Annotated in this window: 20 protein-coding genes and 4 tRNA genes; 3 read left to right on the forward strand and 21 right to left on the reverse strand. The window is 69.7% G+C overall.

Annotation, left to right across the window (positions count from 1 at the left end):
* Nucleotides 1-69: 69 nt before the first annotated feature.
* The 18 genes from rpoB to MILUP08_RS31075 all read right to left on the reverse strand — a co-directional run bounded on the left by rpoB (nt 70) and on the right by MILUP08_RS31075 (nt 15,915).
* Nucleotides 70-3,501, reverse strand: coding sequence for a DNA-directed RNA polymerase subunit beta (gene rpoB, locus MILUP08_RS30995; protein WP_007465323.1), 3,432 nt, complete (start codon nt 3,499-3,501; stop codon nt 70-72).
* Nucleotides 3,502-4,074: 573 nt separating this feature from the next.
* A complete protein-coding gene (gene rplL, locus MILUP08_RS31000; protein ID WP_007465324.1) occupies nt 4,075-4,458 on the reverse strand; it encodes a 50S ribosomal protein L7/L12 in 384 nt (127 codons plus the stop codon).
* Between the two features lie 52 nt (nt 4,459-4,510).
* A complete protein-coding gene (gene rplJ, locus MILUP08_RS31005; protein WP_007465325.1) occupies nt 4,511-5,059 on the reverse strand; it encodes a 50S ribosomal protein L10 in 549 nt (182 codons plus the stop codon).
* A 327-nt stretch (nt 5,060-5,386) separates the two neighbouring features.
* Nucleotides 5,387-6,076 carry a hypothetical protein gene (locus MILUP08_RS31010; protein ID WP_007465326.1) on the reverse strand — a complete coding sequence of 230 codons (690 nt, stop codon included), beginning with the start codon at nt 6,074-6,076 and terminating at the stop codon, nt 5,387-5,389.
* Nucleotides 6,073-6,912 (reverse strand): ATP-binding cassette domain-containing protein, encoded by an 840-nt coding sequence (locus tag MILUP08_RS31015; RefSeq protein WP_007465327.1) that lies wholly within the window; start codon nt 6,910-6,912, stop codon nt 6,073-6,075. The genes MILUP08_RS31010 and MILUP08_RS31015 overlap by 4 nt, the downstream gene beginning before the upstream one ends.
* 81 nt (nt 6,913-6,993) lie before the next feature.
* On the reverse strand, nt 6,994-7,710 hold the full coding sequence (gene rplA, locus MILUP08_RS31020; protein ID WP_007465328.1) for a 50S ribosomal protein L1: 717 nt from the start codon (nt 7,708-7,710) through the stop codon (nt 6,994-6,996).
* 78 nt (nt 7,711-7,788) lie between these two features.
* Nucleotides 7,789-8,220, reverse strand: a complete 432-nt coding sequence (rplK, locus tag MILUP08_RS31025) for a 50S ribosomal protein L11 (RefSeq protein ID WP_007465329.1) — start codon at nt 8,218-8,220, stop codon at nt 7,789-7,791.
* 187 nt (nt 8,221-8,407) lie between these two features.
* On the reverse strand, nt 8,408-9,130 hold the full coding sequence (nusG, locus tag MILUP08_RS31030) for a transcription termination/antitermination protein NusG (protein WP_007465331.1): 723 nt from the start codon (nt 9,128-9,130) through the stop codon (nt 8,408-8,410).
* 39 nt (nt 9,131-9,169) lie between these two features.
* On the reverse strand, nt 9,170-9,562 hold the full coding sequence (secE, locus tag MILUP08_RS31035; RefSeq protein ID WP_007465334.1) for a preprotein translocase subunit SecE: 393 nt from the start codon (nt 9,560-9,562) through the stop codon (nt 9,170-9,172).
* Nucleotides 9,563-9,775: 213 nt separating this feature from the next.
* Nucleotides 9,776-9,848 (reverse strand) — tRNA-Trp (locus tag MILUP08_RS31040).
* A 163-nt stretch (nt 9,849-10,011) separates the two neighbouring features.
* Entirely contained in the window at nt 10,012-10,404 is a 393-nt protein-coding gene (locus MILUP08_RS31045; RefSeq protein WP_007465335.1) for a MaoC family dehydratase, read from the reverse strand.
* 1 nt (nt 10,405) lies between these two features.
* Nucleotides 10,406-10,852: a MaoC family dehydratase N-terminal domain-containing protein gene (locus MILUP08_RS31050; RefSeq protein ID WP_007465337.1), complete on the reverse strand. Its 447-nt coding sequence runs from the start codon at nt 10,850-10,852 to the stop codon at nt 10,406-10,408.
* A gap of 124 nt (nt 10,853-10,976) precedes the next feature.
* A complete protein-coding gene (gene rpmG, locus MILUP08_RS31055) occupies nt 10,977-11,144 on the reverse strand; it encodes a 50S ribosomal protein L33 (protein ID WP_007073056.1) in 168 nt (55 codons plus the stop codon).
* A 132-nt stretch (nt 11,145-11,276) separates the two neighbouring features.
* Nucleotides 11,277-11,349, reverse strand: a tRNA-Met gene (locus MILUP08_RS31060).
* Nucleotides 11,350-11,373: 24 nt separating this feature from the next.
* Nucleotides 11,374-11,446: transfer RNA gene (locus tag MILUP08_RS31065), tRNA-Thr, on the reverse strand.
* 93 nt (nt 11,447-11,539) lie between these two features.
* Nucleotides 11,540-14,065, reverse strand: coding sequence for a putative bifunctional diguanylate cyclase/phosphodiesterase (locus tag MILUP08_RS31070; protein WP_007465341.1), 2,526 nt, complete (start codon nt 14,063-14,065; stop codon nt 11,540-11,542).
* Between the two features lie 58 nt (nt 14,066-14,123).
* The gene (locus tag MILUP08_RS36185) at nt 14,124-14,297 is read right to left on the reverse strand and encodes a hypothetical protein (RefSeq protein ID WP_007465343.1); all 174 of its coding nucleotides are present in this window, start codon (nt 14,295-14,297) and stop codon (nt 14,124-14,126) included.
* 1,534 nt (nt 14,298-15,831) lie between these two features.
* Nucleotides 15,832-15,915 (reverse strand) — tRNA-Tyr (locus tag MILUP08_RS31075).
* 147 nt (nt 15,916-16,062) lie between these two features.
* Here MILUP08_RS31075 and MILUP08_RS31080 point away from each other — a divergent pair.
* Entirely contained in the window at nt 16,063-16,557 is a 495-nt protein-coding gene (locus tag MILUP08_RS31080) for a YajQ family cyclic di-GMP-binding protein (RefSeq protein ID WP_007465350.1), read from the forward strand.
* A gap of 10 nt (nt 16,558-16,567) precedes the next feature.
* Here the strand turns inward: MILUP08_RS31080 and MILUP08_RS31085 are convergent, their stop codons facing one another.
* Complete coding sequence (locus tag MILUP08_RS31085; RefSeq protein ID WP_007465352.1) at nt 16,568-17,095, reverse strand: dihydrofolate reductase family protein; 528 nt, start codon at nt 17,093-17,095, stop codon at nt 16,568-16,570.
* Between the two features lie 216 nt (nt 17,096-17,311).
* Nucleotides 17,312-18,571 (reverse strand): MFS transporter, encoded by a 1,260-nt coding sequence (locus MILUP08_RS31090; RefSeq protein WP_007465355.1) that lies wholly within the window; start codon nt 18,569-18,571, stop codon nt 17,312-17,314.
* Between the two features lie 196 nt (nt 18,572-18,767).
* Here MILUP08_RS31090 and MILUP08_RS31095 point away from each other — a divergent pair, with 196 nt between their 5' ends.
* A complete protein-coding gene (locus MILUP08_RS31095) occupies nt 18,768-19,610 on the forward strand; it encodes a DUF6065 family protein (protein ID WP_007465356.1) in 843 nt (280 codons plus the stop codon).
* The gene (locus MILUP08_RS31100) at nt 19,610-20,803 is read left to right on the forward strand and encodes an MFS transporter (RefSeq protein WP_007465358.1); all 1,194 of its coding nucleotides are present in this window, start codon (nt 19,610-19,612) and stop codon (nt 20,801-20,803) included. Before MILUP08_RS31095 ends, MILUP08_RS31100 begins: the two co-directional genes overlap by 1 nt.
* A 66-nt stretch (nt 20,804-20,869) precedes the next feature.
* Here the strand turns inward: MILUP08_RS31100 and htpX are convergent, their stop codons facing one another.
* On the reverse strand, nt 20,870-21,745 hold the full coding sequence (gene htpX, locus MILUP08_RS31105) for a zinc metalloprotease HtpX (protein ID WP_007465360.1): 876 nt from the start codon (nt 21,743-21,745) through the stop codon (nt 20,870-20,872).
* Nucleotides 21,746-21,843 lie beyond the last annotated feature (98 nt).

Genomic DNA, 21,843 nt, shown 5'->3' on the forward strand with positions numbered 1-21,843 from the left:
TGTCGTCGTCTGTACTGCTAATTCTCGGGTGGGGTCGGGGGCCGGCGAGCCGGCCCCCGACCGCTCACCTCAGACCTCTTCGACCGAGCTCGGCTCGCGCCGGGACAGGTCGATGCCCAGCTCCTCGGCGGCCCGGAACACCTCGTCGTCGGTCTCGCGCATTTCCAGGGCCACGCCGTCGCTGGAGAGCACCTCAACGTTGAGGCACAGCGACTGCAGCTCCTTGAGCAGCACCTTGAACGACTCCGGGATGCCCGGCTCCGGGATGTTCTCGCCCTTGACGATGGCCTCGTAGACCTTCACGCGGCCGAGCACGTCGTCGGACTTGATCGTGAGCAGCTCCTGCAGGGCGTAGGCAGCGCCGTACGCCTGCATCGCCCAGCACTCCATCTCACCGAAACGCTGACCACCGAACTGCGCCTTACCACCCAGCGGCTGCTGCGTGATCATCGAGTACGGGCCGGTCGAACGAGCGTGGATCTTGTCGTCGACCAGGTGGTTGAGCTTCAGGATGTAGACGTAGCCGACCGCGATCGGGTCCGGCAGAGGCTCACCGGAACGACCGTCGAACAACTGCGCCTTGCCGGTACGACCGATCAGCTGCTTGCCGTCCCGGTTGGGCAGGGTCGACTCGAGCAGACCGGAGATCTCCTCCTCGCGGGCACCGTCGAAGACCGGGGTGGCCACGTTGGTGTCACCCTCGGACTCGTGGGCGTCGATCGAGCGGAGCTGGCGCTTCCAGTCGGTGTCGTCACCCTCGACCTTCCACCCGGTCTTGGCGACCCAACCGAGGTGGGTCTCCAGAACCTGGCCGATGTTCATCCGGCTCGGCACACCGAGCGGGTTGAGCACGATGTCGACCGGGGTGCCGTCCTCCAGGAACGGCATGTCCTCGATCGGCAGGATCTTCGAGATGACGCCCTTGTTGCCGTGCCGACCGGCGAGCTTGTCGCCGTCCTGGATCTTGCGCTTCTGGGCGACGTAGACCCGGACCAGCTCGTTGACACCCGGCGGCAACTCGTCGCCGTCCTCGCGGGAGAACGTGCGCACACCGATGACCGTGCCGGTCTCGCCGTGCGGCACCTTCAGCGAGGTGTCCCGAACCTCACGCGCCTTCTCACCGAAGATCGCGCGGAGCAGACGCTCCTCCGGGGTCAGCTCGGTCTCACCCTTGGGCGTGACCTTGCCGACCAGGATGTCGCCGGGAACGACCTCGGCGCCGATCCGGATGATGCCGCGCTCGTCGAGGTCAGCGAGCATTTCCTCGCTGACGTTCGGGATGTCGCGGGTGATCTCCTCCGGACCGAGCTTGGTGTCCCGGGCGTCGACCTCGTGCTCCTCGATGTGGATCGAGGTGAGCACGTCCTGCTGCACGAGGCGCTGCGACAGGATGATCGCGTCCTCGTAGTTGTGGCCCTCCCAGCACATGAACGCCACCAGCAGGTTGCGTCCGAGCGCCATCTCGCCCTCGTCGGTGCACGGACCGTCGGCGATGACCTGACCGGCCTCGACGCGGTCGCCCTCGAAGACCACCGGCTTCTGGTTGACGCAGGAGCCGGCGTTGGAGCGGCGGAACTTGTGCAGCAGGTACGTCCGGCGGTGGCCGTCATCCTGGTGGATGGTGACGTAGTCGGCGCAGAGATCCTCGATCACACCGCCGACCTCGGCGACCACCACGTCGCCGGCGTCGACCGCGGCCCGGTACTCCATGCCCGTACCCACGAGCGGCGCCTCGGCCTTGACCAGCGGCACCGCCTGGCGCTGCATGTTCGCGCCCATCAGTGCCCGGTTGGCGTCGTCGTGCTCGAGGAACGGGATCATGGCGGTCGCGACCGAGGTCATCTGCCGGGGCGAGACGTCCATGTAGTCGACGGCACCGGGGACGACGTCCTCGGTCTCGCCGCCCTTACGACGGCAGAGCACCCGCTCCTCGGCGAACGTGCCGTCCGCCTTCAGCCGCGCGTTGGCCTGGGCCTTGACGAACCGGTCCTCCTCGTCCGCGGTCAGGTAGTCGATCTGGTCGGTGACCCGACCCTCGACGACCTTCCGGTACGGCGTCTCGATGAAGCCGAACGGGTTGACCCGGGCGAAGGTGGACAGCGCGCCGATCAGGCCGATGTTCGGGCCTTCCGGCGTCTCGATCGGGCACATCCGGCCGTAGTGGGACGGGTGCACGTCGCGGACCTCGAAGCCGGCCCGCTCCCGGGACAGACCACCCGGGCCGAGCGCGCTCAGCCGACGCCGGTGGGTCAGGCCCGCCAGCGGGTTGGTCTGGTCCATGAACTGGGACAGCTGCGACGTCCCGAAGAACTCCTTGATCGCCGCCACCACCGGGCGGATGTTGATCAGGGTCTGCGGGGTGATCGCCTCGACGTCCTGCGTGGTCATCCGCTCGCGGACGACCCGCTCCATGCGGGAAAGGCCGACCCGAACCTGGTTCTGGATCAGCTCACCCACGGTGCGCAGGCGACGGTTGCCGAAGTGGTCGATGTCGTCGGCCTCGTAACCGTCCTCACCGGCGTGCAGCCGGCACAGGTACTCCACGGTGGCGACGATGTCGTCCTCGGTCAGCGTGCCGGTGGTGATCGGCACGTCGACTTCCAGCTTCTTGTTGAACTTGTAGCGCCCGACCTTGGCGACGTCGTACCTCTTCGGGTTGAAGAAGAGGTTGTCGAGCAGGGTCTGGGCGTTCTCGCGCGTCGGCGGCTCGCCAGGGCGCAGCTTGCGGTAGATGTCGAGCAGAGCCTCGTCGGCGCCGGCGATGTGGTCCTTCTCGAGCGTGGTCATCATCAGCTCGGACCAGCCGAACTTCTCACGGATCCGCTCGGCCGACCATCCGATGGCCTTGAGCAGGACCGTGACGGCCTGCCGACGCTTGCGGTCGATGCGTACGCCGACCGTGTCGCGCTTGTCGATGTCGAACTCCAGCCAGGCACCCCGACTCGGGATGACCTTGACGCTGGAGAGGTCGCGGTCGGAGGTCTTGTCCGGCTGCTTGTCGAAGTACACGCCCGGGGACCGGACGAGCTGGCTGACCACGACGCGCTCGGTGCCGTTGATGACGAAGGTGCCCTTGGGCGTCATCATCGGGAAGTCACCCATGAACACCGTCTGGCTCTTGATCTCGCCAGTGGTGTTGTTGGTGAACTCCGCGGTCACGAAGAGCGGAGCGCAGTAGGTCAGGTCCTTCTCCTTGCACTCCTCGATCGAGGCCTTGACCTCGTCGAAGCGCGGCGCCGAGAAGGAAAGTGACATGGTGCCGGAGAAGTCCTCAATGGGACTGATCTCTTCAAGGATCTCCGCGAGACCCGAGCGTGCGTGCGGGTCGTCCGCCGACCGGCCCTGCCAAGCCTCGTTGCCGACGAGCCAGTCGAAGGACTCGTTCTGGATGGCAAGGAGGTTGGGGACCTCGAGGTGTTCGGTGATCCTGCCGAATGAAACTCGGCGGGGAGCGAATGCGCTCGACGTACGACTGGTCTTCGCAGGGCGGGAAGCTGCCAAGATGCGTCCTTCCGAGGACCGGTGCTGCAGAACGGCTGGTACGCGTGCACTCCAATGACCCCACCAGAAATATCCGTAAACGGACATTTCCGAGCAGGGGTCAAGTCGGAAGGCAGCGCAAACTAGCAGTGTAGCCGAGAGGCTAACCGCTGTCCAGCCCACCCCGCAGGTCGTTCGCGGAACGCGCCTCGGCCCCCGTAAACCGGGGTCTGCCGGGCCGCTCAGAACGCAACGTCCCCACTGGGCCGCTCGGGTTGCCGCGGCCGATGGTGCCGCCGCTGTCATTACCCACGTCGTGGCCGTCGCAAGCGCGGTGTCTTGCTGGTGTTCAGCGTGCCTGGCAGCCCGGGGCCGCGTCAAGGGCCGGTATCCGGGTCGTCGGTTCTTTCCCACCTGAGGGCGACCGGGGCCGCTCGTCAGGTGGGCAGGCATCGACCAACGACGCCCAGCTCAGGACGGTTGTCGCCCGATCCACGAAACACGGCGGGCAGTGATCCGTGTCGGATCACCGCCCGCCGCGACGCGATCGTGTCCCGGCTCACCGAGCCGGGCACGCGCCTGTGGAACGTCAGGTCACTTGAGGGTGACCTTGGCGCCCTCACCCTCGAGCTTCGCCTTCGCCTTCTCGGCGGTCTCCTTGTTGACCTTCTCCAGGATGGCCTTCGGCGCGGACTCGACCGCGTCCTTGGCCTCCTTGAGGCCCAGGCCGGTCAGCTCACGCACGACCTTGATGACCTGGATCTTCTTGCCACCGTCAGCCTCGAGGACGACGTCGAACTCGTCCTTCTCCGGCTCGGCCTCGGCGGCGGCCGGGGCGCCACCGGCGGCGGCAACCGCGACCGGAGCGGCGGCGGTGACCTCGAAGGTGTCCTCGAACTGCTTCACGAACTCGGAGAGCTCGATCAGCGTCATCTCCTTGAACGCGTCAAGCAGCTCGTCGGTGCTGAGCTTCGCCATGTCTGGCGTCCTTTCTAAAGGTTGTTAAAGAACGTGGGTGCGCCGCGCGGCCTCAGGCCGCCTCGGCGCCCTCCTGCTCGCGCTTCTTGTCCGCCAGGGCGGCCGCCGCGCGGGCGGCCTTGGAGAGCGGAGCCTGGAACAGGGCCGCGGCCTTGCTCAGGTTGCCCTTCATCGCGCCGGCCAGCTTGGCCAGCAGCACCTCGCGGGACTCCAGGTCGGCGAGCTTCGTGACCTCGGCCGCGGAAATGGCCCGGCCCTCGAAGACGCCGCCCTTGATGACGAGCTTCGGGTTGGCCTTCGCGAAGTCGCGAAGCCCCTTCGCCGCCTCGACGACGTCGCCCGAAACGAAAGTCAGCGCGGTAGGACCGGTGAACAGCTCGTCGAGGCCGTTGATGCCCGCGTCCGTCGCGGCACGCTTCGCCAGCGTGTTCTTCGCGACCGTGTAGCTGGTCTCGGCGCCGAGCGAGCGCCGCAGCTGGGTGAGCTGGGAAACCGTCAGACCGCGGTACTCGGTCAGCACGGTGGCGCCCGCGTTGCGGAAGCTCTCGGTCAGCTCAGCGACGGCCGTGGCCTTGTCGGCCCGGATCGGCTTGTCCGCCATGTCCCTCCTCTCTCGTTACTCGAGGCTGGTCCCCGAAACGGCCGAAGCCGGAGCGGGGGCGGAGGCGACACGACAACGAAAAAACCCCGGCGCAGGGCGCACGGGGCGAGGGCCGGCGGATCAACACAGTCGGCGGACCATGTTCACTGCCGAGTTACGCTTGCCGCCCTACGCGGGTCGCCCGTTGTCGCGGGACCTTCGACCGTGCCGGAGCACGGTGACCAGCGGTCTCTGGGTGGTTCCTCATCCATGGAAACACGGATGACTGTTGAAGAGTACGCGGCCGCGTGACCAGCGCCAAATCGCCCCCGGTGAGCCGGGTCACAGTCAACCCTGGGCCCGCCTGCGCCACAGGTAGCCGCCGACAGCCGCAGCGCTCCACGCCAACCCCCAGAGCGTGAGCCCGAGCAGGGTCAGCGCGGCGGCGTCACCCGCGGTCGTCCGGGCGGTGGCCATGATCGGCGGCGCCAACCAGGGGGCCACCGAACCGCTCAGGCCCAGCACCACCGCGCCGACACCGCCGAGGGCCAGCACCGCCACGCCGTACGCGGCACCGCCCGCCGACGCCCGGCTGGCCAGCGCGCCGAGGGCGACCGCCGCGGGTACGGCGAGCAGGTGCGCCCACAGCCCCAGCGCGATGCCGACCGGCACCGACCGGTCCCCCGGCTCGACCGGGCCGGTGACCCCGCCCACCAACCACGGGAAGACAAGCGCGACCGCCACCGCGACAAGTGCCGCCACGACGGCCGCCAGGAGCCCGGCCAGGCGCTCCCGGGCCACCCCGACCGTCACCTGGGCGAGCCGGCGCTGCACGTCCGGCTCGATGTCCAACAGGATCTTGGTCTGCCAGGCGAGCACCGGGAAGAGCACCACCGCCGAGACGCCGTACGCCTCCGCCGGCTGGGCCCGGCCGCCGCCGTAGAGCGTGCCGAGCACGACGAGACCCGCGAGCAACGGCGCCAACGCCCGACCGGTCCGCAGGAAACCCGCCAGCCGCATCCGCACCAGGGCGCTCATCGGGCCTCCCCCGCTGCCTGCTCGACGGCGTCCGCGCCCTCGGGCTGGTCGAGGGCCGACGGAGACGACGGGGCCGAGGGATGAGCCTGCGGCGCGGTGGTGGAGGCGTCGGCGCGTACTCGAAGAATCTGGTGGCCCTCGGCGCGCAAGCGGGCGACGGTGCTGGCGACCCGCGCGGCCGGCACCGCGACCTCGACCACCGCGACGGCCTCGTCGGTCGGCGCGGTCTCCTCGGTCAGCGAGCCGGCGGCCACCGCCCAGCGGCGCGCGGCCGGCAGCCGGACCGTCTCCCCGCGGTGGTCGCTGACCAGGACCGTGCCGCCGGCGGCCAGCACCTCGTCGATCAGCCCGGGAACCAGGTCGCGGGTCGCGGCGTCGAGACCCTCCCACGGCTCGTCGAGCACCAGCAGGCCGGGTCGTCGCAGCATGGCCTGGGCGAGACCCACCTTCTGCGCCGTGCCCTTGGACAACTCCGGAAGCCGCACCGAGCTGAACGCGCCCAGGCCGAGCCGCTGCGTCCAGGTCGTCACCGCCTCGTCGGCTGCCGATCGCCCCAACCCGGCCACGCGGGCCATGCCGGTCAGGTAGCGGGAGACGGTGAAGGGCTGGTCGGCGGGGAAACGCTCCGGCACCCAGCCCACCCGGGCCGGCCGGTCGACGACGCGGCCCCGGCCCGGCCGCAGCACCCCGGCGGCCACCTGGAGCAGCGTGGACTTGCCCACGCCGTTGCGCCCCAGGACGACCGCGACCTCACCCGGACCGATCTGCACATCCACGCCCCGCAGCACCCAGGAACCACGCCTGTGGTACCGCAACCAGACGTTCTCCAGCCGCATGCGGTCGAGCTTGCCACACCGCAGACGCGCCGGGGCGCCGCCACGATCGTGGCGGCGCCCCGGTACGAGCGAGCTGTCGGCTCAGGCCTCGGTCTGGTCCTCACGGAGGTTCTTCACCAGGTTCGGGTCGACCGGAACGCCCGGGCCCATGGTGGTGGTGAGGATGACCTTGCGGAGGTACTTGCCCTTCGCCGCGGACGGCTTGGCGCGCAGCACCTCGTCGAGCACCGCCGCGTAGTTGTCCACCAGCTGGGTCTCCGTGAAGGAGGCCTTGCCGATGATCAGGTGCAGGTTGGAGTGCTTGTCCACCCGGAAGGTGATCTTGCCACCCTTGATGTCCTGCACCGCCTTGGTGACGTCCATGGTCACCGTGCCGGTCTTCGGGTTCGGCATGAGACCGCGCGGGCCCAGGATCCGCGCGATCCGGCCGATCTTGGCCATCTGGTCCGGCGTGGCGATCGCCGCGTCGAAGTCGAGCCAACCACCCTGGATGCGGGCGACCAGCTCGTCCGTGCCCACCTCGTCCGCACCCGCGGCGGCGGCCTCTTCGGCCTTCGCGCCACTGGCGAACACGATCACGCGGGCGGTCTTACCGGTGCCGTGCGGCAGGTTGACCACGCCGCGGACCATCTGGTCCGCCTTGCGGGGGTCGACGCCGAGGCGCATGGCGACCTCGACCGTGGCGTCGAACTTGACGTTGGTGGTCTCCTTGGCCAGCTTCACGGCCTCGGAGGGGGTGTAGAGCTTCGACCGGTCGATGACGTCGGCGGCCTTGCGGTAGCTCTTGCTGCGCTGCATTGCTTATTACTCCTGTGGTCTCTGGCGGGCCGCTCGGCGCGGGCCCTCCCACGGTCGGAACGTCGGCAGGGCCGAACGTCAGTCGCTGACGGTGATGCCCATCGACCGGGCGGTGCCGGCGATGATCTTCTCGGCCTGGTCCAGGTCGTTGGCGTTGAGGTCGGCCATCTTCTTCTCGGCGATCTCACGCAGCTGGGCGCGGCTCACCGAGCCGACCTTCTCGGCCTGCGGGACGCCCGAACCCTTCTGCACACCGGCGGCCTTGATCAGCAGCCGGGCGGCGGGCGGGGTCTTCAGCACGAAGCTGAAGGACCGGTCCTCGAACACGCTGATCTCGGCGGGGACGATGTCGCCCCGCTGGGACTCGGTCTGCGCGTTGTAGGACTTGCAGAACTCCATGATGTTCACGCCGTGCTGGCCGAGCGCGGGGCCGACCGGCGGCGCCGGCGTGGCCTGGCCCGCCGGCAACTGAAGCGTGAACGTCTTGACGAGCTTCTTCTTCGGAGGCATGTCACTTCCTGGGGCTTGGAGCTGGGAAAATGCGGCCGTCGCCGCCCTCGGGACGCGCACGGTCAGCGCGTTGCGACAGCGGCGACGTTCAAGAGTAGCGCAGGCCGCAGCCCACTCGTCCGCCGAGGTCGAGCGGGAGGGCGTACGCCGACGTCGGCGGCGGGCCGGGCCCGCCGCCGACGACCGGTCAGATCTTGGCGACCTGGTTGAAGTTGAGCTCCACCGGGGTCTCCCGGCCGAAGATCGACACCAGCACCTTGAGCTTCTGCTGGTCGGCGTTGATCTCGCTGATCGTGGCCGGCAGCGACGCGAACGCGCCGTCGGTGACGGTGACCGAGTCGCCGACCTCGAAGTCGAGGACCCTGATCTCCGGCTTGGCCTTCTTCTGCTCGGTCTCGACGGCCGGCGCCAGCCACTTCAGCACCTCGTCGAGGGAGAGCGGCGCGGGCCGGTCGGCCCGGTCGGTCGCACCCACGAAGCCGGTCACACCAGGGGTGTTGCGGACACACGAGTAGGACTCGGCGGTCAGCTCCATCCGGACGAGGATGTAGCCCGGGAAGACCTTGGCCTGGATCTGGGAACGCTTACCGTTCTTGACCTCGACCTCTTCCCGGGTCGGCACCTCGACCTGGTAGATGAAGTCCTCCATGTCGAGGCTCGTGATCCGGGTCTCGAGGTTGGTCTTCACCTTGTTCTCGTAACCGGCGTACGAGTGCACCACGTACCAGTCACCCGGGGCGTAGCGCAGCTTCTGCCGCAGCTCGGCGACCGGGTCGTACTCCTCGTCCGGCGCAGGCTCGGTGGTGGGGAACTCCGGCTCGCTGGCGGCCTCAACCGACTCGTCACCAGCCGCCGTCGCGACCGTGGACTGCTCGTCCACCGGTCCGGCGGTCTCGTCGTACTCAGGCACGCTCGCTCACTTCCGTCACTATCGGCTGGAGACAGCCGGTCAGTCCGAGTTGCCGAAGACGAACAACACGACCTTGGCGAAGCCGTAGTCCAGCACGCCCACGATCGTCAGCATCACCGCGACGAACGTGACCACCACGGCGGTGTACGTCAGCAACTCCTTGCGGGTCGGCCAGATGACCTTACGCAGTTCGGCAACGACCTCGCGGAAAAACCGGGCGATGCGGCCGAACACGCCCACCCGACCGGTTTCCGACCTCGTGGTCGGCCGGCTGTCCGCCGATTCCGCCCGGGCGCGGGACCGCGTCGCGGTGCCTCCCCGGGAGACCGGCTCGTCCGCGCTGGTGGCGTCGTCGTCGGCTACGTCGTCGACGACCTCGTCGTCCAGACGATCGTCGCCGGCGTCCTCGCCGCGCCGCTTGTTGTCGGCCACTTCGCCCTCCGTCGCGGAATCTCGGGTCACACGCCGGGTGGCGTGCGCGGCGCTGGTCACGCCAGCCGGGCCAAACCGTCCCGCGACGGGCCGCGGCCGGTGGATCAACCGGGGGCCCCGAATGCCTCGGAACCACCCCGCCGATGCCACCACCACGGGCCGGACGCCGCCTTGTCGGCGGCGCGACCCACGGGAACGGTCAGGCCTGAGGCGCAGGGGTGACAGGACTTGAACCTGCAGCCTGCGGTTTTGGAGACCGCTGCTCTGCCAATTGAGCTACACCCCTGTGCGGCAACACTCGCCCCACGCGGTCACAGACGACCGTGCAGGGGTCACTTGCCCCACGGCGGACCAGTGTACGGGTAGGCGCCCGACTTTCCCAACCGGTCTCCCCGCCACGCGTGGCGGACCCGGTCCGGCGTGTCGTCGCCGACGACCACCGGGGCATTTCAGCTCGCGGTGCGGATGGTCGCCCGCGCCTGCGAGACCACCTTCTCGCCCAGACAGGTCGCGGTCACATCGAGCCGCGTCAGCCCGTCCTCGGTCACCTCACGGACCTTCGCGGTGACCTCGATCTCGGTCCCCTGGTCGTCGTCGGGGACCACCACCGGCCGGGTGAAGCGAACGCCGTACTCGACCACCGCGTCGGGCGCCCCGGCCCACTCGGCGACCGCCCGACCGACCAGGGCCATCGTGAACATGCCGTGCGCGATCACCCCGGGCAGCCCCACCTTCGTGGCGACCCGGTCGCTCCAGTGGATCGGGTTGAAGTCACCCGAGGCGCCGGCGTAGCGGACCAGGTCCGCCCGGGTCACCCGGAACGTCTTGACTGGCAGCTCCATCTCAGCCCTCCCCGCGAATGACGTACCGGGCCCAGACGGCGACCACCGGTTCCCCGGCGACGGTGCTCACGTCGGTGCGGGTGGTCAGGAAGCCGTGCCCGCCCCGGTTGCTGACGTCCTCGATGGTGTTCGTGCAGACCAGCTCGTCGCCCGCGACCACCGGCCGGGTGTACGCGAACCGCTGGTCACCGTGCACCAGCCGGCTGTAGTCCACACCCAGGGCCGGGTCCTCGATGATCTGTCGGCTCGCCGCCATGGTGACGATCACCGGAAAGGTCGGCGGGGCGACCACGTCCGGGTGGCCCAGCGCCTGCGCCGCCACCGGGTCGTGGTGGGCCGCGTCGGTGGCGCCGATGGCCGTGGCGAACTCACGGATCTTTTCTCGGCCCACCTGGTAGGGGGCGGTCGGCGGATACGTCCGGCCGACGAAGGAAGGGTCCAGAGACATGCCGCGAACCTACACGGAAAGCACAATCGCCGATCTGCTCGGCAGGCGGCGGCAGAGCCGCGGCGTACCGGTCAGATCGGCGATTGGAAAGCCTCGTCAATGGCCGGCGTGTGCCGGCCAGAGATCAGCGGGTCTCGCGGTGAACCGTGTGCCGGCCGTCGCGCGGGCAGAACTTCTTCAGCTCGATGCGGTCGGGGTCGTTCCGGCGGTTCTTGCGCGTGATGTAGTTGCGCTCCTTGCACTCCACACACGCCAAAGTGATCTTCGGCCGGACATCGGTAGCCTTCGCCACGGCGGAGTGCCTTCCTCGCTAACGGAAACAACTACGACGCGTCAGCCTAGACGCTGACTGCGCGGACATGCAAAGTGGGCGCCAGTGGCGCCCATCTCCACGACGACCGGGAACGAGCCCGGAAGACGAGAGTAGCGGTGGCCGGACTTGAACCGGCGACACAGCGATTATGAGCCGCTTGCTCTGCCATCTGAGCTACACCGCCGCGGTGGGTCCAGCTGAACCCTCGAGCCCCCTTACGGAATCGAACCGTAGACCTTCTCCTTACCATGGAGACGCTCTGCCGACTGAGCTAAGGGGGCCTGCGCGATCTCCCCGTGGGGCGCGCAGAAGTAAGAGTACACGGCCCGGCTCGACAGGTGAAATCGGATCCCCGGTGATCGTCTACACCCAGCTCAGGGCACGACACGCAGGCGCGGAAGCTCCGCACCGGAGATCGTTTCGGGGTCGACCTGAGCGCCGAACCAGGCCGCCAACCGCTCGTACGGCAGCGGTCGACTGAACAGGAAGCCCTGGCCGATCTCGCACCCGATGTCCTGGAGGAGCTCCAGGGTCAGCTCGCTCTCCACACCCTCGGCGACCACGGCCAGACCAAACTGCTGAGAGAGCGTCACCACCGCGTTGACGATCGCCAGGTCCCCCGGATCGGTCGCCATGCCCTGCACGAAGGACCGGTCCACCTTCACCTCGTGCACCGGCAGCCGGCGCAGGTGGGCGAGCGACGAGTCACCGGTGCCGAAGTCGTCCACCGACAGCCGGACGCCGAGATCGCGGAGCCTGCGCAGCGTCGGGATCGGCCGGTCCGTGCCGTCCAGGACCCCCGACTCGGTGATCTCCAGGGTGAGGCGCTGCGCCGGCACCCCGTACTCGGTCAGCAGCTCCTGCACCCGGTCCGGGAAGTGCTGGTCGGTGAGCGTCCGGGCGGCGAGGTTCACGGCGATGGGCAGCGGCTGGTCCGCCTGGGCCCAGTCCCGGCTGCGCCGCAAGCCCTCGCGGAGGACCACCTCGGTGAGCCGGCTCAACTGGCCGGTGTGCGCGGCCACCGCCACGAAGTCCTCGGGAGCGACGGTGCCGTGCGTCGGGTGCTCCCACCGGGCCAGACACTCGACGCCGACCAGACGCCGGTCCCGCAGGGTCACCTTGGGCTGGAAGTAGACCTCCAGCTCGTCCTGGTCCAGAGCGCGGCGCAGGTCGCCGGCGAGGCCCAGCCGGCGCAGCGACCGGGACTCCAGAGCCGGATTGAACAACTGCACGCTGCCCGGCACCGACTTGGCGGCGTTCGCCGCCAGATCGACCCGGAGCAGCAGGGTCGCGGCATCGCTGCCGTGATCCGGGTGTACGGCGACCCCGACGGCGGTGTTCACGTCGAGGGTGAGCGCGTCGAAGACCATCTCGTCGCGGATCTGGTCGCGCAGTTGACCGGCCAGCTCCAGCGCCGCGTCGGCGTTCTCCAGGCGCAGCGTCACCAGGAACTCGTCGCCGCCGACGCGGCCGATCAGGGCCGACGACGGCGCGCTGGCCCGCAGCCGGTTCGCCACCTCGACGAGGACCTTGTCCCCGGCTGCGTGGCCGAGGGACTCGTTCACCTGCCGCAGCCCGTCGACGTCGAAGAGCAGCAACGCCACCACCTCGTCGGGCGCCCCGATCTTCACCGACTCGTCCAGCGCCCCGGTGACGCGCCGCCGGTTGGGCAGCCGCGTCAGGGTGTCGTGGTACGCGTCGTGCCGCAGGCGGTCGACCAGCCGGGAATTCTCCAGCGCCACCGCCGCGTGCGCTGCCACCGTCTCGAAGATGGGGATGTCGCCGGGGGCGAAGTGCCCGATGTCGCTGAGGCGGTTCGCCACCTCCAGAGTGCCGATCACGGCCTGCCCGGAGCGCAGCGGCACCACGATCACGTCTTTGATCTCGCTGGCGCTGACCTCGCGGCGCAGCTCCCCCTCGTCACCCAGCAGACGCCCCATCGACAGGGTCTTCGCCAGCTCCCGCGTCCGCTCACGAAGGATCGGCGGCGTCGGGGCGACGTCGAGCAGCCCCGGCATGTCGACCCGGGCCGTCAACAGCACCTCCGGATGCCGCCCCTGACGGGGAAGCCACAGGGTCGCGGACTCCGCCTGCATGAGAGCACGAACGCGGTCGAGCAGGACGTCGGCGAGCGCCGCGTCGGCACCGCTCGTGGTGATCAACCGGGCCAGGTCGTACATCCCGGTCAGGGTGCGGTGCTGCCTGAAGAACTGGGCGTACGACCGGTAGACCAGGGCGAGCGCGGCGAACAGGGCCGCCAACAGCAGCGCCGACCACCAGGTCTTGCGCAGCGCGATCAGCACAAGGAGACCGACGGAGGCGTTGATCGAGGTGGTGAGGAACACCGACGGAGTCGTCCGCAGCGCCTCGCGGCCAGCCTGCCAGCCCTGCAGAAGGACATGTACGCCGACCACCGAGACGAGACTGAACAGGGTGATGGCGTTGACCGCGAGGAAGAGACTGATCCACGTCCCGGGGCCCACGTCGTGCAGCGGGGGCAGTCGCAGGAGAAGCAGGCCGGCCAGCGACGTGGCCGCCGCGGCCCGCGCGACGTTGAACCAGAACTTGGCCGGAGGGAAGCGCTGCCTGGCGCTGTAGACCAGCGAGGCGAGCGTGTAGATCAGAACGACAGTCAACGGCGGCAGGAAGAACAGCGCCACCACGAGTGGGATCTCCGTGAGCGTCACGCCCACGGACTGCCGCCGTACGACGAAGTTCAGCACCGGAATGCTGATCCCGGCCATCGCCAGGAAGATCAGGAACGCCAGCCCCCAGTCCCCGTAGGGACGGTCCGAGATGACACTGATCGCGGTGCACGAGAGGATGGCGAACAGCGCCATGGGGCCAGTAATGAGCCAAGCGCGGTCCGTTGACTTACGCCGTTGGTCACGCTCGGCCATACCGCTCCCTCTGAAAGACGCCGCCCGCCGAGGCTGCCCTCACGGGCTACACCCCGAGTTACCGCGCGTCGGCCACGCCCCACAGCACATCGCCCAGACCCGCACCCCAGATGACGTCGGACATCTGGGCGCTGCCCCCGCTCGCGAGGGCGTCGGCGCCGATCAGTCCTACGAGGACAGCGGCGAACACGAGGAGCGAGCCGAGTGACCGGCCCAGCCTTCGACCAGACATGTTGGCTCCTGTCGGGGAAGTGTCACAGAGATGGTGGAGGTTCCACGATCGTGCCACACGGTGGGTACGCAGAAAAGCGATGAGGGGTGGACCAGTCCGAGCGTTGACGAGGTTGCGCCCTTCGGCCCACTACACCTCGACGGGCCGGACCAGATCAGGGCCCCTTCCTGCGACATCAACGCTGCACAGGGCGCTTGATGCGACCTTCAACACAATTCACCCATGCCAGTACGGCACCCGCCAACCTGATCCCGGCTGGTTGCTCTCCGTGACTGTCGCGACGATCTGGAGCGCACCGACGCGGACCCAGACATCGACCACCATACCTTCTAAGCGCATCGACACAAGGCGACGAGTGGCACCATTTCGACCGAGACTTGGTAGCGACTCCGGAGGCGGAAGCCGTACGCGCGCCCGAACGGCAGGGCGGATCAACCTGATCGGGCCTTCAGAGGCAAGGCCAACGCGACACACCACCATCTGCTCCCCGCCAGTCGTCTGCGGCTGGACGCAGCCGGACTCGGTCGGACCAGACGACAGCGGCCCCTGATCAGCATCTCTGCTGGTCAGGGGCCGTGTCTGCACCTGGTGGGGGGTAACGGATTCGAACCTCTGCAGCTTTCGCGACGGATTGCAGGGCGTCCGTGATCTTGCCTCGGTCAGCGGTTCTGAGCTGCGGGTTCTCAACCCTCGGCCGGCGGCGGCCGGTCAGCCGCCCACCATCGGCCCACGCCCACCGACCCATACGGCGAACAGTCACCGAAGTCGAACAGCCTAGTCGTTCAGGGTTCCCCCGGACCCGTGTAGCTGCGGCGGACGTGTGCTGCGCCGGTGACGCACGGCAGCCAACACGCTCTTACCGAAAAGCCAGAGTGTTACGACGAAAACTGGGACGACTGCCAGGATCGCCAAGTGCCCTCGCTCAGTACGTCTGGCACACGGATGGCCGCGAAAACGGCCAATAGACCCAGAAATGCAGGCCTCTTCCAAGACGTTCCTGACTTCGCCATCGCAAGCTGCTCCCTATCACTTCAAGGACCACCAAGGCGCCGCGCTACGCGCGGCGCAGGCGGTGAGCCGGCCGGGGCGGCAAGCCGCCCCGGCCGCCTCCGACGCCGGGGCGGAGAGCCACCGACTGCCGCCGGACCGCCGCCCCGGACCCCACTGATCCAGAAGCAGCACGACCCGGCCAGGCGGCACGGAAGCCGGCAGGTCGACCTGATCGAGGGCCAGGGCTTCCGATTGCCGCGCCAGTCCAACCCCGGGACTGGCGTGCCCCCGGCCTACCCACAGCAGCCCGACAGGCCCAACAGCAGCCCCTCAGGCGCGTCGCCGCGGGCACGACCCACGCCAGCCCAAGCGTGTCCCGGAGCGGGAGCATTCGCAGCCTCAGAAGAGCCCTCAGCGGCAAGATCGACCTGCCCACCATCTGCCCACAACCACTCGTCATCGGCTGAACTCAGCCGGACCTGGCCAGACGAACGACAACGGCCCCCGATCAGCATCTCTGCTGGTCAGGGGCCGTGTCTGCACCTGGTGGCGGGTAGAGGATTCGAACCTCTGTAGCTTTCGCGACGGATTTACAGTCCGCTCCCATTGGCCGCTCGGGCAACCCGCCAGGGCACCCCACCGCGTCGCAACGCGGCGGCGGAAGCAAGGATAGCGGCTCGCCCCAGGGCCGACGCAACCGGGTACGGTCAGGGGGTCGTGCCGCTGGTCGGCGGCCGACGGCACGCCCAGACCGCCGGACAGCAGGAGCAGACGCATGCCAGCGAACCCGTCTTTCGACATCGTGAGCAAGGTCGACCGCCAGGAGGTCGACAACGCCCTTCGGCAGGCCGAGAAGGAGCTCTCGACGCGGTTCGACTTCCGCGGCACGGGCGCGGAGATCTCCTGGTCGGGCGAGGAGGCGATCGGCCTCCAGGCGGAGACCGAGGAGCGCGTCCGCGCCGCGCTGGACGTGTTCAAGGAGAAGCTGGTCAAGCGGAACATCTCGCTGAAGTCGCTGGACGCCGGCGAGGCGCGCCCGTCCGGCAAGGTGTTCAAGATTGACTGCAAGGTCATCCAGGGCATCGAGACGGACAAGGCCAAGGCCATCAGCAAGAAGATCCGCGACGAGGGCCCCAAGGGCGTTCAGGCGCAGATCCAGGGTGACCAGCTGCGTGTCACCGGCAAGAAGCGGGACGACCTCCAGGCGGTCATCTCCCTGCTCAAGGGCGAGGACTTCGGCGTCGCCCTCCAGTTCACGAACTACCGGTAGTCGCCGCTCGTCAGCGGACGACGCTGTACCAGTGCTCGGTCTCGCCGGGGATCGGCACCAACCGCACCCGCTCACCGCCCGGGTCGTCGAAAATGGGCACCCCGTCCCCGAGCAGCACCGGCGCGAACAAGATCAGGATTTCGTCGAGCAGCCCGGCCCGGAGGCACTGCTTGGCGACGTCCGCGCCGAGGATGTTCACGTACTTCTCGCCGGCGGCCGCACGTGCCTGTGCGACGGCGCTGTGCAGGTCGCCGACGAAGGTGACGTCCGCTGGTGGCTCGGCCGGTGGGCGGTGGGTCAGGACGAACACCGGCCCGTGGTACTGGCCGCCGAACGCGCCTTCGCTGTCGGTGCCGCGGTTCGGGTCGTCGCCGCCGAAGGTGCGGTTGCCGGCCAGGATCGCGCCGATGTTGGGCAGCAGGCGGTCGGCGGTCGGGTTGTCGCCCGTGAGGTGTTCGGTCAGCCAGGACATGTCGCCGTCGGGGCCTGCGATGTACCCGTCGAGCGACGCGGTCGCGGAGTAGAGAAGCTTGGCCATCGCGTCAGTCTGGTGGCCCCCAGGTCACCGCGCCAGGTCTCGCGCCCGGCAGCCGGCCGCGCATGGAGATCGACTCGGGTTCCTGGAAGTCGGGGCATCCTCGGCAGCGGGACACCCCGACATCCTGGAAACCGCCCCGACGACGCCGGACGGCCCGACGCCGGACGGCCCGACGACGCCGGAAGGCCCGACGCCGGGGGGCCCGACGCCGGGAGGTCAGACCGGGACGGGCTCTTCGGCGCGTACCGCTGAGGCTTCTGCCCTGGCGATGGGCCCGGCGGGCAGCGCGGCAACCGCGGCCCCGACGGCCACGGCCGCCCCCGCGAAGACGAAGGCCCACGGCACGCCGCCGGCCCGGTCCACGATCAGGCCGGCCACCGCGCCACCGGCGGCGCTCGCCGCCACGGCGACCGTGACGACCCAGGTGTACGCCTCGTTCAGCATGCCGGCCGGGGCGATCCGGCCGACCAGGGTGTTCTCCAGGGTCAGCGCCGGCGCGATGGTGGCCCCGCCGACGACGAGCGCGACGCCCAGCGCCAGTGGCGTGGGCATCACCGCGAAGACGACGAAGGTGCCGGCAAGCGCGCCGAGCAGCAGGGCGAACTGCCTCGTCATGTTCGGTGCCGGTCGGCGGACGCCGAACCAGAACCCTCCGATCGCGCTGCCGATCCCCCAGACCGCCAGCAGCAGCCCGGCCAGGCTCTCCGGGTCGCCGGTGGTGGCGTTGCCGGCGTACGCCGGAACGATCACACCGGCGGCGCCGAACGCGATGCCCAGCCCGGCCACGCAGACCAGCAGGGCCGGAAAGCCGCCGACCCGCAGCGGGCCGAGCCCACGGGCGTGGTGTTCGCGCGGGTGTGGACGCCACCCGCGCATCACCCGGCCGAGGGCGACGGCGGTGGTGCCGACCAGGGTGACCACCGCTGCCCCGATCAGCGCGGCGGCCGCGTCGGCCACCAGCACGAAACCGGCCACGAGCAGCGGGCCGAGCACGAACACGATCTCGAACAGCGAGGTCTCCGCGGCCAGGGCGGTGTTGCGCAGGGCGTACCGGCCGGAGGCGGGGCTGGTCAGCTCGTTCCAGGCGCCGCGGATGGCGGCGGTGAGCGGCGGGTACGTCGCACCGGCGATCCCGGCTGTCAGATAGATGGCGGCGAGGCCGTCGTCGCCCGAGCGGCTGGCCAGCAGCAGTCCGGTGAGCGCCAACGGGTGGGCGACGGCGGTGACCAGCAGCACCGGGCTCGGGCCGACCCGGTCGGCGATCCGCCCGGCCACCGGGCTGAGCGCGGCGCCGGCGACGGCGTAGATGCCACCGGCGACGGCGGCCAGCGCGTACCGGCCGGTGACCTGCTCGACCACCAGCAGCAGCGCCAGTGGCGTCATGCCGATTCCGAGTCGCCCGATGATGCCGGTGACCAGCAGGATCGGCGCACCGGGGATCCGCCAGACACCCAGGTACTGGCGCAGTGCGGCCACGAGGTGCACCTCCGGGTGGGGACAGGTAACGGGTAGAAGCTCTTTCGACCCTAACTCCGGAGCTCACGTCGCGGATGGTCGACCCGCTCACAGCGCCTCACGGGCGGGACTGACCGGACCTGTCACAAGGGGGTAGGTTGCTGATCGAATTGGGTCCATGCGCGCGCCGGAACCGCATGACGAGGCAGGAGGTCTCATGACCGGGACTACCAGCACACCTCTGCGAGTCGAAATCTATTCGCTGTACGTCGACGCCAAGCCCAGTGAAGCCGCCTCGCCAAGCCTGCGCGGTTCCCTGCCGGCCCGGGCCGTGCAGCACTGTCCGCCGGTCGCGGCCGGCTCGGGATTCGGCTGGTACGTCTATCCGCCGGCCGACTTCGCGCTCCGCTGGGACGGGCAGGACACCGAGTGGACCCTGCTGGAGGAGAACGAGCCGGCAGGTTGGCGGTCGCTCGCCGGCGGTTACGACGGCAAGCTGCCGGACGCGGCCGCCCAGTTGGAGGCGGCGCCCGAGCAGTTCCGCGACGACCTGGACATCTTTCAGCGGTACGGGGGCAAAATCCCGTTCCTCGATGCCGACCCGCGCGCCGCCAACATGATCGAACTGGTCACCGGCGTGGTGGCCCGCACCTCCCCGGGCTGGTGCCTCATCGCCCGTGGCGTGCCGAACTGGCCTGTCCAGCGCGGCCTGCAGCTCTACGAGGGCGTGGTGGAGACCGACTGGTACACCTCCCTCCTGCCCACCATCCTGCGGCTCACCGAGGTCGGGCAGGTGGTGCGCTTCTACCGGAACATCCCCCTCATGTGCCTGCAACCGGTGCACCGTTCGACGCTGGAGGCCTTCCGCCATGCCGAACTTGCCACCGGGGAGGGACTGCCGGCGTGGCCGGAGGACGTCTGGTCGGACTTCGTGGCACTGCGCCGCCGCCGCCAGGACCCGGAGATCCGCAGCAGCTACCGTCGGGAACAGTCCCGCCGGGTCCGGGAGAACGCCAACTATCAGCCGATCGGGGTAACGGAAGCGGACCAGCCGACCTGATGCCCACCACCGACGAACAGCTCACGCCGCCCCCCGGCTACCGGGCACTGTTCCGGCATCCGGTCGCCGCCCGACTGGTCATCGCCCGGGGGATCTCGGAGCTGGGTGACTTCGTGGGCCTGGCCGCTCTGCTGCTGCTCGCCTTCGACCAGACGGACTCGGTCCTCGGCCCGGCGGCGGTCTACGCCGCGCGCACCCTGCCGGCCCTGCTGGTCGCCACCGTCTTCAGTGGCTGGCTGGACGTGCCGGCCCGCCGTACCCTCCTGGTCTGGCTGTCGGTGGCCGGGGCCGCGCTGATCGCGGTGCCCGCGGCGGTCCCCCAGCCGGTGCCGGCAATCGTGGCGGCCGGTCTGCTCGGGGCGGTACGGGCCGCTTACGCGAGCGTCAACGTGGCCGTCGCCGCCGAGGCGGTGGACGCTCCGCTGCGGCTGCCGCTGTTCGGCCTCAGCGCCTTCGCCAACCAGGCGGGCCAGGTGGTCGGCCTGCTCGCGGGCGCCAGCCTGACCGTGGCCCTGGGCTCCCGGGTGGCGCTCCTGGTCGACCTCGCGTCGTTCCTTGTCGCCGCGGTCGTGCTGGCCGGGCTGCCGAAGCATCCACACCGGGTGCGCGGGCCGCGCCCACCGGCGACCGCAGGCGTACGCATCATCGCCGGCCACCCCGTGCTGCGGGGCATCGCCCTGCTCACCCTGGCCACGGTGCTGTCCGGCGCGCTGCCGGAGACCCTCGCCCCGGATCTCGCCCGCGGAGCCTGGCGTCCCGCCGTGCTGGCGGCCTCGGCGTTGGGAGGCGCGGTCTTCGTCCTGGTGGTGGGCCGGTCCCGCTGGCTGGGTCGGCTGGCCGGCCAGGTGATCGTTGCGGCGGCGCTGGCCGGCGCGCTGCTGCTGGTCGGGGTCCTGGTCGCGGTCGACGCGCCGCTGTGGGCGCTGACGGTCGGCAACGCGTTGATCGGCGCGGGCGGCGGCTGGCTGATCGGTGCCCAGGCCACGTTCGCCCGACTGGCCCCTCCGGAACGGATGGGGCAGGTCGAGGTGACCATCGTCGCGGCGAACATCGTCGCCTCGGGATGTGGGATCTTCCTGCTGGGTGCCGTGGCGGCCGCGGTCTCGCCCGCCGCGTCGTACCTCACCGCGGGCGTCGTCCTGCTCGTCGTCGTGCTGCTGACCCGCCCGGACCGGCTGTCGGGCCCGCAGTGATCCTGGCACGACACCCCGGACGCGACTCCACCCGCGCCCGGAGGACGCGGGTGGAGGTGCCTGCGGTCAGCGCTGGAACTGCACAGGTCCGGCGTTCGCGGCCATCCGCTCCAGCCGGGCGACCCGGTCCTCCATCTTCGGGTGGGTGGAGAAGAGCGCGGCCACCGCGCCACCGGAGAACGGGTTGGCGATCATCAGGTGGGCGGTGCTGGTGAGCGTGCCCTGGGCGGGCAGCGGGCGTCGCCGGGCCACGGCGTCGATCTTGCGCAGGGCGCTCGCCAGGGCCAGCGGGTCGCGGCTCAGCTCGGCACCCGACTGGTCCGCCTGGAACTCGCGGCTGCGGCTGATCGCCAACTGGATCACGGTGGCCGCGATCGGGCCGAGGATCAGGGTCAGCAGCAGGACGGCCGGGTTCGGCGAATCCTCGTCGTCCCCACCGCCCAGCGGGATGAACCAGGCGATGTTCGCCAGGAAGGTGATGATGCCGGCCAGACCGGCCGCCACACTGGAGATCAGGATGTCCCGGTTGTAGACGTGGGACAACTCGTGCCCGATCACACCCCGCAGCTCCCGGTAGTCCAGGATCTCGGTGATGCCCTGGGTCACGCAGACCGCCGCGTGCTGCGGGTTACGCCCGGTGGCGAACGCGTTGGGCTGGGCGGTCGGGCTGACGTACAGGCGGGGCATGGGCTGCCGGGCCTCGGTCGCCAGCTCGCGCACCATCCGGTACAGCTCGGGGAACTGCGCCTCGCTGACCGGTTGCGCCCGCATCGAGCGCAACGCGAGCTTGTCGGAGTAGAAGTAGGAAATGCCGTTCATGACCAGTGAGATGAGGACGGCGATGACCAAGCCGCCACTGCCGCCGAACCCGTAGCCCACCGCGAGGATCAGGGCGGTGAGCAGACCGAGCAGCGCGGCGGTCTTCAGACGGTTGTGGTGCACGATCTCTCCTTCGGTGCACGGATCGCCGGGATCCGCTGACCGGTTCAACAACCCGGTACCCGTCAACCATCCGTCTCAACGCTGAGAGTTCACTGAGA

The sequence above is a fragment of the Micromonospora lupini str. Lupac 08 genome (assembly GCF_000297395.2).
GTDB lineage: Bacteria > Actinomycetota > Actinomycetes > Mycobacteriales > Micromonosporaceae > Micromonospora > Micromonospora lupini.

Excerpts from the sequence above, each read along its gene's own strand:
- rplL (WP_007465324.1), bottom strand. The coding sequence starts at position 4,458 with ATGGCGAAGCTCAGCACCGACGAGCTGCTTGACGCGTTCAAGGAGATG.
- MILUP08_RS31095 (WP_007465356.1), top strand. The coding sequence starts at position 18,768 with ATGACCGGGACTACCAGCACACCTCTGCGAGTCGAAATCTATTCGCTG.
- MILUP08_RS31050 (WP_007465337.1), bottom strand. The coding sequence starts at position 10,852 with ATGTCTCTGGACCCTTCCTTCGTCGGCCGGACGTATCCGCCGACCGCC.
- MILUP08_RS31100 (WP_007465358.1), top strand. The coding sequence starts at position 19,610 with ATGCCCACCACCGACGAACAGCTCACGCCGCCCCCCGGCTACCGGGCA.
- MILUP08_RS31085 (WP_007465352.1), bottom strand. The coding sequence starts at position 17,095 with ATGGCCAAGCTTCTCTACTCCGCGACCGCGTCGCTCGACGGGTACATC.
- MILUP08_RS31010 (WP_007465326.1), bottom strand. The coding sequence starts at position 6,076 with ATGAGCGCCCTGGTGCGGATGCGGCTGGCGGGTTTCCTGCGGACCGGT.
- MILUP08_RS36185 (WP_007465343.1), bottom strand. The coding sequence starts at position 14,297 with ATGTCTGGTCGAAGGCTGGGCCGGTCACTCGGCTCGCTCCTCGTGTTC.
- rplJ (WP_007465325.1), bottom strand. The coding sequence starts at position 5,059 with ATGGCGGACAAGCCGATCCGGGCCGACAAGGCCACGGCCGTCGCTGAG.
- MILUP08_RS31080 (WP_007465350.1), top strand. The coding sequence starts at position 16,063 with ATGCCAGCGAACCCGTCTTTCGACATCGTGAGCAAGGTCGACCGCCAG.
- MILUP08_RS31015 (WP_007465327.1), bottom strand. The coding sequence starts at position 6,912 with ATGCGGCTGGAGAACGTCTGGTTGCGGTACCACAGGCGTGGTTCCTGG.
- MILUP08_RS31070 (WP_007465341.1), bottom strand. The coding sequence starts at position 14,065 with ATGGCCGAGCGTGACCAACGGCGTAAGTCAACGGACCGCGCTTGGCTC.
- rplA (WP_007465328.1), bottom strand. The coding sequence starts at position 7,710 with ATGCAGCGCAGCAAGAGCTACCGCAAGGCCGCCGACGTCATCGACCGG.
- MILUP08_RS31045 (WP_007465335.1), bottom strand. The coding sequence starts at position 10,404 with ATGGAGCTGCCAGTCAAGACGTTCCGGGTGACCCGGGCGGACCTGGTC.
- rplK (WP_007465329.1), bottom strand. The coding sequence starts at position 8,220 with ATGCCTCCGAAGAAGAAGCTCGTCAAGACGTTCACGCTTCAGTTGCCG.